This is a genomic window from Micromonospora violae (assembly GCF_004217135.1).
Classification (GTDB): Bacteria; Actinomycetota; Actinomycetes; order Mycobacteriales; family Micromonosporaceae; genus Micromonospora; species Micromonospora violae.
The window spans coordinates 2,177,646-2,193,736 of the sequence record NZ_SHKK01000001.1 but is presented as its reverse complement, the minus strand read 5'-3'; the positions used below and the strand labels follow the sequence as shown (position 1 = coordinate 2,193,736).

Below are 16,091 nucleotides of genomic sequence, written 5' to 3'. Positions count from 1 at the left end.
GGCGGTGGCGCCGGACGAAGGAGTCCCATGCCCGAAGCATTGCCGGTTGCCACGATCCGCACGCAGGTCACGGTGCCGCTGGCGTTTCCCGACGGCTACCGAACGACCGCCCGGGTGTTCACCTTCAAGGGCCTGGTGGACGGTCGGGAGCACCTGGCCCTCGGCCTCGGCGACTGGGCGGGTGCCCTGGACCGGGCCGCCGCCGGGGGAGAAGCCCTGCTGGTCCGTCCGCACAGCGAGTGCCTGACCGGCGACGTGTTCGGCAGCGAACGCTGCGACTGCGGGCCGCAACTGCGCGAGGCGGTGCAGCGGATCGCCGAGACCGGAGGTTTCCTGCTCTACCTTCGGCAGGAGGGCCGGGGCATCGGGTTGTACGCCAAACTGGACGCGTATGCGTTGCAGGACGCCGGGTTGGACACCTACCAGGCCAACGTCGCCCTGGGCCGGGGTGAGGACGAGCGGGACTACACCGTCGCCGCGCAGATGCTGGCCACGTTGGGCGTGCCGCGGATCCGACTGCTGAGCAGCAACCCGGACAAGGCCGAGCAGTTGACCCGGCTGGGCGTGGACGTGACCGAACGGGTGCTCACCAGCGTCTTCCTCTCGGCGGCCAACGCGGACTACCTGGCGGCGAAGGCGGCCAAGGCGGCGGAGGTCGAGGCGGCGGAGGTCGAGGCAGCCGAGGCGCCGGATGTGCTTGCCGGTCGTACTCCTGAGCGGCCCGGCTCCCGATGAGCCGGCGGCCGTACGTGCTGCTGAGTTGTGCCACCTCCATCGACGGGTACATCGACGACGCCTCCGAGCAGCGGTTACTGCTCTCCAACGAGGACGACCTGGATCGGGTCGACGCGGTCCGGGCCAGCTGCGATGCCATCCTGGTCGGCGCCGCCACCGTCCGACGCGACAACCCTCGGCTGCTGGTGCGCTCACCCACCCGCCAGGCCGAGCGGGTGGCGGCCGGTCGACCCGCCTCGCCCACCAAGGTCACCCTGACCGCCCAGGGTGACCTCGACCCGGCCGCCCGCTTCTTCACCGCCGGTGATCCGACCCGGCTCGTCTACTGCGCCAGCGGCGCGTTGGAGAAGACCCAGGAACGGGTCGGCCGACTCGCCACCGTGATCGACGCGGGCGACCCTGTCGACCCGGCATGGCTGCTGACCGACCTGGCCGCGCGGGGCGTGGCGCGGTTGATGGTGGAGGGCGGCGGGACGGTGCACGCCCAGTTCCTCACCGCCGGGCTCGCCGACGAACTGCACCTGGTCGTCGCCCCGTTCTTCGTCGGTGACGGTCGGGCGCCCCGGTTCGTCGGCGAGGGTCATTTCCCCTGGCACCCGGGTCGGCGCGCCCACCTGGTCGAGGCCCGCCAGATCGGCGACGTGGTCCTGCTCCGCTACGCCCTCTCCGACCGTTTCGGCGAGGCCTGACGCCACCTCAGAGGTATTGAGCCTGGGGCCGGCTACTCCGTTGAGCGTGATGCCTGTGAATCATCATGATGACTCACAGGCATCACGCTTATCCCGGCCATGCCTGGCCGGCCGCAAGACGCCTGCGGTTGAGGCATCTCCACCGGCGCACGCCGACCTTTGTCAGCGCCATTGGAAAGAATCGAGCCTCGGGCGTCACGGAATGCGAATGCAACCCCGGTGATGGAGGGTTCGCAACCGTTCAAACCTCGCTCGACTGCCGTTTATTCAATTGTGATCATTTCGCGATTCCGTCGGCTTTCCGAAGCGTGACCCTCCACTTAGGATGATCAAGTAACTGCGCGCGGACATTGGCACGCGCACATTCTTCGTACATCCATTCTGGAGGCTTTACGTGGCCTGGTTCGTCAACCAGTCGCTGTTCATTATCCTGGCAGCTTTTCTGCTGGGATTGCTCGTCGGGTGGCTCGTCTGGGGAAACCGCAAGACCGCACCAGAGCCCGTCGCACCCCCACGAACCGATCCCGTCGAGCCTCCCCGCGAAGAGTTGGAGCGCATCGAAGGCATCGGCCCGAAGATGGCGAACGCGCTGCGCGCCGCCGGCATCCGCACCTTCCGTCAGCTCGCCGAGACCGATGACACCACCCGCCGCGCGGCCATCGAGAAGGCGGGCCTGTCCTTCGCCCCCAGCCTGGTGACCTGGGGCCGTCAGGCGCAGTTGCTCGCCGACGGCGACGAAGAGGGCTTCCTGAAGCTCACCGAGCTGCTGGTGGCCGGCCGCGACACCGGGCGGGCATGATGCTGCAGAACTGGAAGCCGAACACGTCGAACAACAAGCGCCGCTTCCGGCCCCTGGTCGGCCTGATCGTGGCCGTGCTCGGTCTGGCTGTGCTGATGGCCGCGCAGCAACTACCGAATCGGCACCGGATGGAGGCCGACCTGACCCAGCGTTCGACGCAGGCGTTGCACTCGGCCGGCCTCTCCGACGTGCGGGTCACCTTCACTGGACGCGATGGATGGCTCACGGCGGGCTCGCCCGCCGAAGCGGAACAGGCCCTCGACATCGTCCGGCCGCTGGAAGGCGTACGGGCCGCCGAAGCGCAGGTGCCTCCCGCACCAGCGAAGGCGGTGCTCGTACCACCGTCGGCGCTTGTGGTGATGGGCCACGGCACGGCATCGGTCAGCGGCACCGTGCCCAGCGAGAGCGCGCGAACCGCGCTGGTCGGCGCGGCCGCCGCCCTCGATGCCGAGAGCGTCGAGGACCGCCTCACGGTCGACGCTGGCGTGACCGACGCCGCGCTGCCCGGCTTGGCGGACGTGCTGCGCGCGATCGGCCACCGCGCCACCGGTGCGACGGTGCAGCTCGACGGCGGCACGTTGACCGTGAGCGGCGCGGTCTCCTCCGAGGCGCACAAGAACGCGGTGTTGACAGCGGCTCGGGCAACCGGCGCCCCGGTCGTCGACCAGCTCGCGATTCCGGACGTTGCACAGCAACTGCGCGACCTGCCGCAGCTCACGTTCGCCTCCGGCGGTGACTCACTCACCACCGCCTCCGAGGCGAGTCTGGTCATGGTGAGCCGGCTCCTCAAGGCCAATCCGAGCACCCGGCTGCGGATCGAGGGCCACACCGATGCCACCGGATCGGCCGAGTCGAACCTCGTTCTCAGCCGCGCACGGGCCGAGGCGGTGCAGGACTTCCTGGCCGCGCAGGGCGTCGCCGTCGACCGGCTCAGCGCCACCGGGTTCGGGGAGACGCGTCTCAAGGTCCCCGACACCTCCGCGGCCAACCGCGCCGAGAATCGACGGGTGGAACTGCTCACCGGTGACGGTCGCTCATGAACCGGAGACGCCACCGGTCGCCCCGAACCGAGTGATCAGCAGGGCGGCGGGGCCTGCGTACGATGCGGGGTCGAGTTCCCCTCGTTCGCGGCGGAGGTATCAGTTCATGGCAGGCCAGCACGAGGGTTTCGCTCTCGGCGTCGACCTCGGTACGTCCAACACGGTCGCGGTGCTGCGCTGGCCGGACGGGCGAACCCGTCCGTTGCTGATGGACGGTCAACCGCTCAGCCCGTCCGCCGTCTATGCCGATCCGGACGGCACCCTGCACACCGGCTGGGATGCCCGCCGGCTGGCCCAGACCGACCCGCTCCGGTTCGAGGCGAACCCGAAGCGTCGAGTGGACGAGCCGACCGTGCGACTCGGCGACCGCGCGTACCCGCCGGCCGACCTGCTCGCCGCGGTGCTGGCGGCGGTCGGGCGGGCCGCGGTGGGCGCGGTGGGTTTCCTGCCCCCGGCCGTGGTCACCTGCCCGGCCGCCTGGGACGCGACGCGGCGGCAGGTCCTCGCCGACGCGCTGCTGCGGGCGGGCTGGCCGCAGGCGGCCGAGCACACCCTCGCCGGGCCGACGCCGCCGGGCACCCGGTTGCTGCGCGAACCGGTGGCCGCCGCCCGCTACTACACGCAGGTGCTGCACCGTCCGGTGCCGGTCGGCGAGGCGATCGCGGTGTTCGACTTCGGTGGCGGGACGCTCGACGTCGCGGTGCTGCGCAACGAGGGCGCGGACCCCTGGGGTGACTCCGGCTTCAGCGTGGTCGCCGACGGTGGTCTGCCCGACCTCGGCGGCCTGGACCTCGACGCCGCGCTGGTGCGCCGGGTCGGTGAGCTGGTCGGTGAGCGGCACACCGCACAGTGGGCCCGGCTCACCCGACCGGCGGATCCGGCGCAGCGCCGCGACCAGATCCGGCTCTGGGACGAGGTGCGAGGCGCGAAGGAGACCCTGTCCCGAGCTGCGGTCGCACCGGTCGCGGTGCCGGGAGTGGCCGAGACGATCCAGCTGACCCGGGCGGACGTCGAGCGGGTGGCCACACCGCTGCTGCGGCGGGCGGTGCAACGGGCCCGGGAGGTGATCGCCGCCGCCGGCCTCAGCCCCGATCAGCTCGCCGGGCTGTTCCTCGTGGGCGGGTCGTCACGGATCCCGCTGGTGGCCCGCATGCTGCACGCCGAGTTGGGGATCGCGCCGACGGTGCTGGACCAGCCGGAGTTGCCGGTGGCCGAGGGCGCGCTGACCGACCTGCCGCTGCGCAAGCCGATGCCCACCCCGGCGTACGCGGGGGCGGCAGCCGCACCACCCGCGCCGGCTCCGGTGAGCCCACCCGTTCCGGCCGGAGCCCCCGCGCCGGTCGTACCGTCGCAGCCCTGGCCGGGATCCACTCCGCCGATGGGCCCGCCCTCCGGGCCGGGCCTGGCCGGTGCCACCCCGAGCCCGCCGGTCGGCGGGACCCGCTGGCGGTGGGCGCGCTGGGTGGTGCTCGGCGCGGTGCTGGCCCTGGTCGGGGTGTCCACCGCGGCGACGCTCTACCTGACCCGGGACCGCTACCCGGACTTGAAGTTCGACTCGCTGCGCGAGCTGGACCGCCGTCCGCCGGCCGGCGCCGAACGTCCGGCCGACATGTGGACGGCGGTGCTCGACGATCGGGCCTACCTCGCGTTTCCGCTACCCGACCGCCGGCTGGAGGTGGTGGCCGTCGACGCGGGCAACGGGCACGAGGTCTGGCGCAGACAGACCAAGGTGCAAGCCGACGACTGGGAGGGGATCATCGCCGTCCCCGGGGCGGTCGCGGTCGTCGCCGATGCACCAGGCAGCAGTGCCCCCCGGCCGCTTGCCGTCCTCGACGGTCGTACCGGTGAGCAGCGCTGGCAGCGCGTTGTCCGTGGTGACGACGATGTCTACTTCGCCGACGACACAGCGGTGCTGGTGGACCGGGCCGCGGACGAACTGGTCGGCCTGCGCCTGACCGACGGCTCGCCGAAGTGGACCCAACCCAACCCCCGCGACCAGTACGCCGGTGGGCGTACCGTCGTCAAGCCGGTCGGCACCGACGCGGCGGCGGGCGGGCCGGCCTTCGTCGACGGCACGCCCCGCAACCCGTGGACGGGCAAGGGGCGGCGACTCATCCAGGTGGGCGCGGACCGGTCGGTACGGCTGCTCGACATGGCCTCCGGCACGGTACTGCGCCAGTGGGGCAGCGTCGCCGACCTCGACGACCTGGTGGTCGCGCATGAGGACCGCCTGTACGTGGCCGCCAACGAGGGTGGATTCCAACTGCTCGCGTACGACCTGGGTTCCGACGCCGAGCCGGTGGTGCTGCACCGGTCCGGCAACGACGAGTACCGCCCGAAGGAACTGGTGGCCTGCGGCGCGCGGCGGGCGTGCCTGTTGCAGGTGCCGAACAATGACGCCGCGCGCACCGAGGTGGTGGCGGCCACCGAGGGCGAGCGGGTGATCAAGTGGTCGGCGCCGGGTGTCACCGGCCTGGTCCCGTTGGGTGAGCGGGTGCTCGCCCAACGGGAGTACCCGGAGCCGACCGTCACCGTCTTCGACGCTGCCGGCAAGCCGGTGCTGCGGGACCGGGGCGGGGTGGCGGTCCGCCTGGACGAGGGCAACCTGCTGGTCTTCGCCAAGGCCCCCAGCGTGGTCGCGGACAACCGGGTGCTGGCCGGGGTGTGGGCCAAGTCCGGGGAGGTCGACGAGTTGGGTGAGCTGAAGAACGTGCGCAGCTCGTCCTGTTCGTGGAACACCCACGTGATCGCCTGCGGGGCGGAGAAGGACTTCGTGCTGTACCGCTTCACCGACGACTGACGTCAGCGGCCGAGGCGCCGGCTCGTACGATGCTCCGGTGAATCTTCGAGGTACGGTCCGCGCCGATCGCCCGTTGGTGGTACTTGCCGTCGGGGAGGAGGCGCGCTACCTGCCGCCCGACCTGCCGGTCCTGCTCACCGGCATGGGCAAGGTGAACGCCGCCAGCGCGGTGGCGGCGGTGCTGGCCGCCGGGCCGCGCCCCGCCCTGCTGCTCAACCTGGGTACGGCCGGGGCGTTGCGCCCCGGGCTGGCCGGCATCCACGAGGTCGCCACCGTGCTCCAGCACGACCTGGACACCGACCTGTTGCGCACGCTCACCGGCGAGACGTACGGGGCGCCGCTGTCGCTGGCCGCCGAGGGCGCGGTGCTGGCCACCGGTGACACCTTCGTGGCCGACGACGCGGAGCGGGACCGGTTGGCGCAGCGCGCCGACCTGGTCGACATGGAGGGGTACGCGGTGGCCTGGGCGGCCGCGCAGGCCGGCGTGCCGTGCCGACTGGTCAAGCAGGTCAGCGATGAGGCCGGGGAGGGTGCGGCCCGGACCTGGCAGGAGTCCGTGGACGCCTGCGCCCGGGACCTCGCCGAGTGGGCCGGCCGACACCTGGCCTGATCGGTGCCGGTCATCCGACGGCCGGTCGTGGTCCGAGCCCTCGCCTGGTTTCCCGGCCGCCGCCGGGGACCAGGACGTGACCGGCCAGCCCGAGGGCCACGACCGCGCTGACCAGCACCGGTGGCCAGCCGCCGGCCCAGGGCAGCAGCACCAGGGGCAGCAGTTGCCACGCCACTCGCCGCCACGGCACACGGGCGGAGAGCAGATAGGTGAACAGTGCCCGGCCGAGCACGAACAGCAGCGGTCCGCCGACGATCAGCATCAACCACCGCACCGGGGTCGACCCGGTCGGTCGGTCGACGACCAGGTCGAAGGAGGCCGCCGTGACGGCCACGCCGATCAGCAGCACCAGATGGGTGTACGGAGCAATCCGGGTGGACCGGCCGGGCACTGACGCGGCCGCGGTCTCGAGCAACTCGCCGGCCCGGAAGACGTAGATCTGCCAGAGCAGCAGCATGATGACGAACCCGCAGATCAGGGCCGTTATTCGGAGGCGGTCGAACTCGCTGCGACCGAGTTCCAGGGTGGGCACCAGGATGATGTCGCCGAGGGCCAGGATGACGAACTGCTGGTACCGCTCGCCGAGGTGCGCTGTGGTGCGGTCGTACTGGTCGAGCGGCACCCGACCGAGCCCGGGTGTGGGGTAGCGCGCCGCCGCGGAGATCAGGTCGATCGCGATCGCGATGCTCCAGAGCCACCACCGCCCGCTGTCGGTCAGCGCGCCGACGATCCAGAGGACGCCGGACACCAGGAACCAGAACAGGAACCGGGCGGCCCGCGCCAGGGTCGAGCGGTGCTGCTGCCGGTACAACGTGCCGAGCAGGACGATGCCACGCACCACATGGGTGCCGACGTAGGCGAGCGCGAAGGTCGCGGCCTGCGCCCCGGTGATCATCGGCAGTGCTGCCGCCATCCCGACCGAGCCGACCATGGCGACCATCAGGATGACCTGGATGGGGCGCTGTTGCGGATCGTAGAACTCGGTCGTGGTGGAGGTGACCGACCACGTCCACCAGATCGCGATCAGCATTAGCATCACCGCGCCGCCGCGGGCCCAGGATTCCTGGTCGGCGAGGAGCTTCGAGGTCTGCGCGAGGGCGGCCACGAAGACCACGTCGAAGAGCAGCTCCAGCAGCGTGGCCCGGCTCGACCCGTCCAGCCGGCGTACCAGCGCCGCGGTGCCTCCGGTGGTCATGCCCGGCCTCCCGCCGTGTCTGCGAGGATTATCGGCGGTGCCGGCGCGGCCCGTCCCCGGATCGGCGATTCATTCGTCACTCGGGTTGTTCTGCCTCCACCCCCGGCCTGGTCTCCCGGTTTCCGCCCGGAACGGCGATGTGACCGGCCAGCCCGAACGCCACGGTCGCGGTGACGAGCACCGGCGACCAGCCGCCGGCCCACGGCAGGATCACCAGTGGCAGGAACAGCCAGGTCAATCGCCGCCACGGCACGACGTCGGACACCAGGAAGGTGAACAGGACGCGGCCGAGCACGAACAGCGTCGGGCCGCCGATGATCAACAGGAGCAGTCGGGTCGGCGTCGTTCCGGTGGGTTCGTCGACGATCCGTTCGAACGAGGCCGCCGTGGCGACCACGCCGGCCACCATCACCAGATGGGTGTACGGAGCCAGCCGCGCGGGCCGAACCATGTTGGACGCGGTCGCCAGCGCCAGATCGCCGGCCTGGAAGGCGTAGATCTGCCACAGCAGCAGCATGGTGGCGAACGCGCAGAGGAGGGCGATGATCCGGAATGCGTCGAGGTCGCCCCGGCTGACCTGCAGGGTCGGCAGTAGGAGGATGTCGCCGAGGGCCAGGATGATGAACTGCTGGTACCTCTCGCTCAGGTGCCCGGTGATCCGCCGGTACTGGGCGATGGGCACCCGACCCAGCCAGGGCGTGGGGTAGCGGGCCGCCGAGCCGACCAGGTCGATCGTGACGGCGATCGCCCAGAACCCCCAGTTCGGACCGTTGTGCAGCGCGCCGATGATCCAGAAGACGGCCGACACCGAGAACCAGAAGAGAAACCGGGTGGCCCGCTCCCGGGCCGTCTGGTGCCGCTGCCGGTGCAGGGCGGCGACCAGGATGACGCAGCGGATCACGTGCGTGCCGACGTACGAGAGCACGAAGAGCAGCATGTGCCCGACAGTGATCATCGGCAGTGCCACCGCCATGCCCACCGAACCGACCATGGCGATCATCAGGATGGCCTGGATCGGTCGCTGCTGCGGGTCGTAGAACTCGGTGGTGGTCGCGGTGATCGCCCACGTCCACCAGATAGCGGTCAGCATCAGCAGCACCTTGGCGCCGCCGGACCAGGAGTGCTCCTCGGCCAACAGCGTCGACGTCAGCGCGAGGGCGGCCACGAAGACCACGTCGAAGAGCAGCTCCAGCAGCGTGGCCCGGGTCGACCCCTCCATCCGGCGTACCAGCGCGGTAGTCCCTTTGGTGGTCATCCCCGGCCTCCCGCCGTGTCTCCGAGGATTATCGGCGGTGGCGGCGCGGCCCGTGTTCGGATCGGAGATTCCCGCCGGTCGGGGAAGAGGGCGGCGGGAGGTTGCCACGACGTCGTACGCCGGACGATGCTTGGGCGCATCCACAGATCTCGATCTATTCGGAGGTTCGGATGCGCCGCTCCCCGCTGGTCGCCCTCGTCCTGGCCATCCTGCTGCTCGTCGCGCCCGCAGCGGCGCAGGCCGCCGTCCCCGACCGTGCAGCCACGCCCACCGCCGACCCGGCAGCCATCCTGACCGGGGTACGCACCGCGGGCACCGCCTGGGGCTTCGATCCCGACGCCGGCCGGATGACCCTCACCGTCGACGACACCGTGGCCCCCAGCGAACTGACCGCCCTGCGGGCGGTGGCCGACCGTGCCGGGGCGCTGCTGCGCCGCGAGCCCGGAATCCTGCGCCCCCTGATCGCCGGCGGGCAGGGCATCTACGGCGGCGGCACCCGCTGCTCGCTCGGCGCGAACGCGCGCAGCGGCAGCACCTACTACGTGATCACCGCCGGGCACTGCACCACCACCGCCGCCACCTGGTACGCCGACAGCGCCCAGAGCACCGTGCTCGGCACCCGCACCGCCACCAGCTACCCCACCAACGACTACGGGCTGATCCGCTACACCGGGCGCATCGCCCACCCGAGCGCGGTCTACACCTACCCCGGCCTGCTCACCATCAACGGCCCCGGCAACGCGTACATCGGTCAGGCGGTGTGCCGCAGCGGCAGCACCACCGGTGTCCGCTGCGGCACGGTCACCGGTCTCAACCAGACCGTCAACTACGCCACCGGCGTGATCTACGGCCTGGTCCGCACCAACATCTGCGCCGAGCCGGGGGACAGCGGTGGGCCGCTCTACGTGGCCTCCACCGGCACCATCCTCGGCATCCTCTCCGGCGGCAGCGGCAACTGCACCACCGGCGGCACCACCTACTACCAGCCGATCGCGGAGGTGCTGGCCGCGTACGGGCTGACCTTGCCCTGACCGGCGGGACGCGGCTTGCCCGTCCCGCGCGCGACACCTAGGCTCGGCGACGCCCAGCACCCCTGCCGCGAGGACGTGTGCCCGATGCCGACCCACCCACGACCTGACCAGGCGAGCGTCCCGGCCGGCTCGGTGCCGGTCGAGGTGGCCGCGGTGGGGGAGACGATGGTGGTGCTCTGCCCCGCGCCAGGTGAGCCGCTGGAGCATGCGGAGCGGGTCGCCGTCTCGGTCGGTGGGGCCGAGTCCAACGTGGCCGGTTACCTCGCCCGCCTGGGACACCGGACGACGTGGGTGAGCCGGGTCGGCGACGACCCCTTCGGTCGGGCCGTCGTCCGGCACGTCGCCGCCGCCGGCGTCCGCGTCGACCAGGTGTGCGTGGACCCGGCCGCCCCCACCGGCCTGTACGTCAAGGACCCCCGCCCGGAGGGGACCGCCGTGCACTACTACCGGGCCGGCTCGGCGGCCGCCCGGATGGACCCCGCCACGCTGGCCGACCCGGCGCTGGCCGGTGCCCGGGTGCTGCACCTGTCCGGGATCACCCCGGCGCTCTCCGCCTCCTGCCGGGCGATGGTCGAGCACGCGGTGGCCGACCGGCCGCTGCCGCACGCGTTGGTCAGCTTCGACGTCAACCACCGGGCCCGGCTGTGGCCCGCCGAGCAGGCCGCGCCCGTGTTGCGTGACCTCGCCAACCGCTGCGACCTCGTCTTCGTCGGGCAGGACGAGGCGGAAACCCTCTGGGGCGTCACCGACCCGACGGCCGTCCGTGAGCTGCTGCCCGGCCCGGGAACGGTGGTGGTCAAGGACGGCGCGGTGGGTGCCACCGCCCTGCTCCGTGACACCGGGCCGGTCTTCGTGCCCGCTCCCCGGGTGACGGTGGTGGAGCCGGTCGGCGCCGGGGACGCGTTCGCCGCCGGCTACCTGGCCGGGCTGCTCCGCGACCTCGACCCGGTGCGACGGTTGCGCCTCGGCCACCTCGTCGCCGCGCAGGCGCTGACCAGCAGCGGCGACAACGCCCCGGTCCCACCATGGGCCTGGTTCGAGAAGCTGATCGACGCCCCCGCCGACGCCTGGTCGCCGCTCGACCTGACCGACCTGGGTGCGACGACCTGAGTCGGGCCGCCGGCCAGCGACCCGACCAGCAGTAACCGTGTCACCGCGACCTCGGATGGAGTGCACCATGACCACACCGGACTTCGACCACATCTTCGGCGGCGCGCGGGTGATGGCGATCCTGCGCGGCCTGCCGGTCGCCGAGACCGTTCGGCTCGCCGAACGTGCCTGGGACCTCGGCATCGACGTGGTGGAGGTTCCGGTGGCCACCGCCGACGCGGTGCCGGCGCTGCGGGCCGCCGTCGAAGCGGGGGCCGAACGCGACCGGATCGTCGGCGCCGGCACGGTGCTCGACGTCGAACAGGTCGCCGCGGCCGCCGACGCGGGCGCCCGGTTCACCGTCGCACCCGGCTTGGACCTCGCGGTCGCCGACGCTGCCGCCGCGCGCGGACTGCCGCACCTACCCGGAGTGGCCACCCCCACCGAGGCCCAGCAGGCGCTGCGGCACGGCCTCACCTGGCTCAAGGCGTTCCCCGCGATCTCCCTCGGCCCGGCCTGGTTCAAGGCGGTGGCCGGCCCGCTGCCGCAGGCGCGCTTCGTTGCGACCGGCGGCCTGGACGCGAGTAACGCGGGAGCGTTCCTGCAAGCCGGCGTACGCGTGGTAGCAGTCGGCTCAGCCCTGTCCGACGAAAACCAGCTGGACCGCCTGTCAGCCCTAACCCGCCCATCCCTGTAACACCCCCACCAGTCCCCGCCCCGCCCCGCCCCGCCCCGCCCGCGCCCTGCCCTGCCCGCTCCCGCCCGCGCCCCGCCCCTGCCGCGTCGATCATGGAGTTATGGTGGGGTGCGAAAGGTGCGTTTGGTGTTTACTCGGCACCACAACTCCATGATCGACGGCGGCGGGCGGCGGGCGGCGGGCGGCGGGCCGGGGGCGCGGGCGAGGGCGGCGCGGGGGCGGCGCGGGGGCGGCGCGGGGGCGGCGCGGGGGCGGCGCGGTGGCGGGCGCGGTGGCGGGCGCGGTGGCGGGTTTGCGTCATGGCGTAAGTGCGTCGGGGGACGGCGGGGTGGAGAGACGGGCTCTGCGTCGATGCTGTGGTGCGTACCACTTCTCGACACAAAGAGGTCATCGTGGCTCTGTCTCACCGGCGCCGCCGAACCGGGCTGATCGCCCTCGGCGCCGCCCTCACCCTGGCGGCCGGGTTCACCCCACCCGGCGCGGGAGCGGCCGCCGCGCCGCCGAACAACCCCCACCGCCCGGCGGGTCAGCCTCCGGCCGCCGCCGGACGCGTGTCCACCGTCACCCTGATCACCGGTGACACGGTCACGGTCACCACCTCGGCGGACGGCAGTACGGTGTCGACCGTGCGCCGCCCGGACGGCAGCACCCCGAGCTTCCACCGCACCGTGCGCGACGGCGACACCTACGTCTACCCGGACGCGGCGCTGTCCTACGTCACCAGCGGCGTGCTGGACCGGCAACTGTTCAACGTCACCGACCTCATCGCCGACGGCTACGACGACGCGCACACCGACGCGCTTCCGCTGATCGTCACGATGACCGACGCCGCCGCCCGCAACCGCACCCGTCCCGCCCTGGACGGTGCCGAGCTGGTCCGACCGTTGGACAGCGTGCAGGGCGCGGCGTTGACCCGTCAGCGCGCCACCGCCGACCGGTTCTGGGCAGCGCTCACCGCCGGTTCGGCGGCCCGTCGTACGGGCGACGCCCCGACTCTGGCCAACGGCATCGCGAAGGTCTGGTTGGACGGCCGGGTACACGCCGACCTGGCCGAGTCCACCGCGCAGATCGGCGCGCCGGCGATCTGGGCCGAGGGCAACACCGCCGCCGGTGTCGACGTAGCGGTGCTCGACTCGGGCGCGGACGCCGAGCACCCCGATCTGGTCGGCCAGATCGCCGGATCCAGCAGCTTCGTGCCGAGCGAGCCCGACATCCTCGACTACAAGGGCCACGGCACGCACGTCGCCTCGACGATCGCCGGCACCGGCGCCGCGTCCGGTGGCGCTGAGCGGGGTGTGGCCCCCGGTGCCCGGCTGCACGTCGGCAAGGTGCTCAACAGCGAGGGCAGCGGCCAGAACTCGTGGATCATCGCCGGGATGGAGTGGGCGGCCCGCGAACAGAAGGCCCGGGTCGTCAGCATGAGCCTGGGCGGTGAGGCCACCGACGGCAGCGACCCGATGAGCCAGGCGGTCGAGCGACTGAGCGCCGAGACCGGTGCCCTCTTCGTGATCGCCGCCGGCAACAGTGGCCCGGCCACCATCGGCAGCCCGGGTGCCGCCGACTCGGCGCTGACCGTGGGCGCGGTCGACAACACCGACCACCTCGCCGACTTCTCCAGCCAGGGCCCGCGCGCCGGCGACGGCGGGCTCAAGCCGGAGATCACCGCCCCCGGTGTGGACATTCTGGCGGCCCGCTCGCACTTCGTGCGGGGCGGCTCCGGGGATTACACGCTGATGAGCGGTACGTCGATGGCCACCCCACACGTGGCCGGCACGGCCGCGCTGGTCGCCGCCGCGCATCCGGACTGGACCGGGCAGCGCATCAAGGAGGCGTTGGTCAGCACGGTCAAGGCCACCCCCGAATACACCCCGTACCAGGCGGGTGCCGGCCGGGTCGACGCCGTCGCCGCCGTGCACGCCACCGTCTTCGCCACCCCGAGCGCCTACTCCGGCTTCCAGGCGTGGCCGCAGCAGCCGGGCAGGACCGTCGACCGTACGGTCACCTACACCAACGTGGGCAGCGCGCCGGTCGTCCTGAAGCTGGCCCTCGACGCGGCCACCGCACCGGAGGGCCTGTTCACGCTCTCCGCCGACCGGGTCACCGTGCCGACGGGCGGCACCGCCACCGTGACGCTGACCGCCGCGTACGACAAGCTGCCGGTGGAGAAGCAGGTCAGTGGCATGATCGTGGCCACCGACGAGGCGGGCTCGGTGCGCGGCCGGACCCTGATCGGGGCCGGCAAGGAGGGCCAGCGGCAGAACCTGACGCTGGTCGCCAAGGACCGGGACGGCAAGCCGCTCGTCGGCAAGGTGATCCTCACCGCCGACACCCTGTTCACCGCCGTGGACCTGCCCGAGAGCGGCACCGCCACGTTGCGGCTGCCGGTGGCGAGTTGGAACGGTTGGATCTCCGCCGACGTGCGCGGCGTGCACGGACCGCACTCCAAGGGCATGGCGATGCTCAGCTTCACCGATGTGTTCCTGGACCGGGACCGTACCGTCACCCTGGACGCGCGCGCCGCCCGCCAGGTGCAGGCCCGGGTGCCGCAGGAGGCGACGGCCAGCGCGCTGCGGATGGACATCCACCGGTCCACGAAGAACGGTCTCACCGAGAGTCAGGTGCTGCCCGACGACTCGTACGACAGCATGTGGGCGCTGCCGACGAGCCGACCGGTCACCGACGGCGAGTTCGAGTTCGGTGCCCGGTGGCGACTGGAACAGCCGGCGTTGACGGTCTCCGCGGGCGGTCGCTCGTACGACGATCTGCGGGTGAAGCGGGCGACCCCGGCGCTGCCGGCCGGTCGTCGCGACCTGGACGCTGTCTACGTCGCCGACGCGTCGGCGGCGGGGCTGGCCAAGCGGCCGGTCCGGGACCGGGCCGTGGTGGTGCGCCGCAGTGACAGCGTGGACATCGCCACCCAGGCGCAGGCCGCCGCGGCCGCCGGGGCGAAGCTGCTGCTGGTGGTCAACGACGGTGTCGGTCGGCTGCAACCGTGGGACGAGGCGGCGTGGAGCCCGGAGAGCCCGGCCCCGGTGACCGTGGCGACGCTCGGCGCCGACGAGGGTGGGCAGCTCATCGCCGCGCTGGAGCGCGGCCCGGTGCGGCTCACCGTCGAGTCGCACCCGGAGACCACCTACCTGTACGACGTGGCGCACCACTGGACCGGCACGGTGCCGGCCGACCCCACCTACCGGCCGACGAAGCGGCAGTTGGCCCGGGTCGACGTGGAGTTCCGCAACTACCGGCAGGGCAAGGCGCTGGAGTTCCGCACCGATGTCTGGCGCGGCTGGGCGTCGAGCAACCAGGAGCCGGCCCCGGCGCAGGGCCGGCGAACCGACTGGGTGAGCGCCGACCAGCGGTGGATCGACGACGCGTTCATCGCCGGGGAGACCGGTCAGCACCTGCAGGCGGTGACGACGTACCCGGCCGGCAAGCCGAGCGCCGTCACCTGGTTCGGGCCGATCCAGCGACCCCGGATGGGCGGCGGCTACGTGCCGCTGCGGTACCTGGACACCGTCTATCTCCCCGCGCCCGGGTGGGGCGACGGGGGCGGCCACATCGGTGAGGCGTACGCCAACTACGACATGGTCAACCGGACCACCCTCTACCAGGGTGACCAGGAGCTGAACTGGGGTAACGCCGAGTACCTCCAGGTCTCCGGGCTGGCGTCGCAGCGACTGCCGTACCGGCTGGTGGTGGAGAACGACCGGGCGGCCTGGACCAACCCGTACTCCCGGCAGACCCGCACCGAGTGGGGCTTCGGCTCGGCGGCCACCGGGGAGGAGTCGGCCGAGGTGCTGCCGATGATCCAGCTGGACTACCAGGTGGACATCGACTCCGCCGGTCGGGCGGCACGGCGGGCACCGCTGACCGTGGTCGCCTCCCACCTGCCCGACGTCACCGGCACGATCGGTGCGGTGACCGTCGAGGTGTCCTACGACGACGGGGCGACCTGGCAGAAGCAGCGGCTGACCCGGCACGGCGACGGCTGGCGTACCACGCTGGCCGCACCGGCGAAGGCCGGCTTCGTGAGCCTGCGCACCACCGCGCGGGACGCCGCGGGCAACACCGTGGACCAGCGCATCACCCGGGCGTTCGGCCTGCGCTGACGCCACCGCGGCCGGCCGCCGCCCGGGGTGCCTCGCGTACCC

The 16,091-nt window shown here is 72.4% G+C and carries 12 protein-coding genes; 10 read left to right on the top strand and 2 right to left on the bottom strand.

Going from position 1 to position 16,091, the window contains the following annotated elements; translation table 11 throughout:
- Positions 1 to 27 precede the first annotated feature (27 nt).
- The 6 genes from EV382_RS09985 (at position 28) to EV382_RS09960 (ending at position 6,673) form a co-directional block, all read left to right on the top strand.
- On the top strand, positions 28 to 735 hold the full coding sequence (locus tag EV382_RS09985; protein ID WP_130401283.1) for a GTP cyclohydrolase II: 708 nt from the start codon (positions 28 to 30) through the stop codon (positions 733 to 735).
- Positions 732 to 1,424, top strand: a complete 693-nt coding sequence (locus EV382_RS09980) for a RibD family protein (RefSeq protein ID WP_130401282.1) — start codon at positions 732 to 734, stop codon at positions 1,422 to 1,424. The genes EV382_RS09985 and EV382_RS09980 overlap by 4 nt, the downstream gene beginning before the upstream one ends.
- A gap of 394 nt (positions 1,425 to 1,818) precedes the next feature.
- The gene (locus tag EV382_RS33350) at positions 1,819 to 2,223 is read left to right on the top strand and encodes a helix-hairpin-helix domain-containing protein (RefSeq protein WP_244236615.1); all 405 of its coding nucleotides are present in this window, start codon (positions 1,819 to 1,821) and stop codon (positions 2,221 to 2,223) included.
- Positions 2,220 to 3,263: an OmpA family protein gene (locus EV382_RS09970; RefSeq protein WP_130401281.1), complete on the top strand. Its 1,044-nt coding sequence runs from the start codon at positions 2,220 to 2,222 to the stop codon at positions 3,261 to 3,263. The genes EV382_RS33350 and EV382_RS09970 overlap by 4 nt, the downstream gene beginning before the upstream one ends.
- Positions 3,264 to 3,369: 106 nt before the next feature.
- Complete coding sequence (locus EV382_RS09965; protein WP_130401280.1) at positions 3,370 to 6,063, top strand: Hsp70 family protein; 2,694 nt, start codon at positions 3,370 to 3,372, stop codon at positions 6,061 to 6,063.
- Between the two features lie 37 nt (positions 6,064 to 6,100).
- Positions 6,101 to 6,673, top strand: a complete 573-nt coding sequence (locus EV382_RS09960; protein WP_130401279.1) for a nucleosidase — start codon at positions 6,101 to 6,103, stop codon at positions 6,671 to 6,673.
- Positions 6,674 to 6,683: 10 nt separating this feature from the next.
- Here EV382_RS09960 and EV382_RS09955 read toward each other — a convergent pair whose 3' ends face one another.
- Positions 6,684 to 7,868 (bottom strand): low temperature requirement protein A, encoded by a 1,185-nt coding sequence (locus EV382_RS09955; protein ID WP_130401278.1) that lies wholly within the window; start codon positions 7,866 to 7,868, stop codon positions 6,684 to 6,686.
- Between the two features lie 76 nt (positions 7,869 to 7,944).
- A complete protein-coding gene (locus tag EV382_RS09950) occupies positions 7,945 to 9,123 on the bottom strand; it encodes a low temperature requirement protein A (protein WP_130401277.1) in 1,179 nt (392 codons plus the stop codon).
- A 170-nt stretch (positions 9,124 to 9,293) separates the two neighbouring features.
- On the opposite strand from EV382_RS09950, the gene EV382_RS09945 reads away from it, so the two are divergent.
- From EV382_RS09945 to EV382_RS09925, 4 genes are all read left to right on the top strand, one after another.
- Positions 9,294 to 10,154, top strand: coding sequence for a S1 family peptidase (locus EV382_RS09945; protein WP_130401276.1), 861 nt, complete (start codon positions 9,294 to 9,296; stop codon positions 10,152 to 10,154).
- An 84-nt stretch (positions 10,155 to 10,238) separates the two neighbouring features.
- Positions 10,239 to 11,264 carry a sugar kinase gene (locus EV382_RS09940; protein ID WP_130401275.1) on the top strand — a complete coding sequence of 342 codons (1,026 nt, stop codon included), beginning with the start codon at positions 10,239 to 10,241 and terminating at the stop codon, positions 11,262 to 11,264.
- Between the two features lie 67 nt (positions 11,265 to 11,331).
- Positions 11,332 to 11,940 carry a bifunctional 4-hydroxy-2-oxoglutarate aldolase/2-dehydro-3-deoxy-phosphogluconate aldolase gene (locus tag EV382_RS09935; RefSeq protein WP_130401274.1) on the top strand — a complete coding sequence of 203 codons (609 nt, stop codon included), beginning with the start codon at positions 11,332 to 11,334 and terminating at the stop codon, positions 11,938 to 11,940.
- Between the two features lie 392 nt (positions 11,941 to 12,332).
- Positions 12,333 to 16,049 carry a S8 family serine peptidase gene (locus tag EV382_RS09925; RefSeq protein WP_130401272.1) on the top strand — a complete coding sequence of 1,239 codons (3,717 nt, stop codon included), beginning with the start codon at positions 12,333 to 12,335 and terminating at the stop codon, positions 16,047 to 16,049.
- The last annotated feature ends 42 nt before the right edge of the window (positions 16,050 to 16,091 follow it).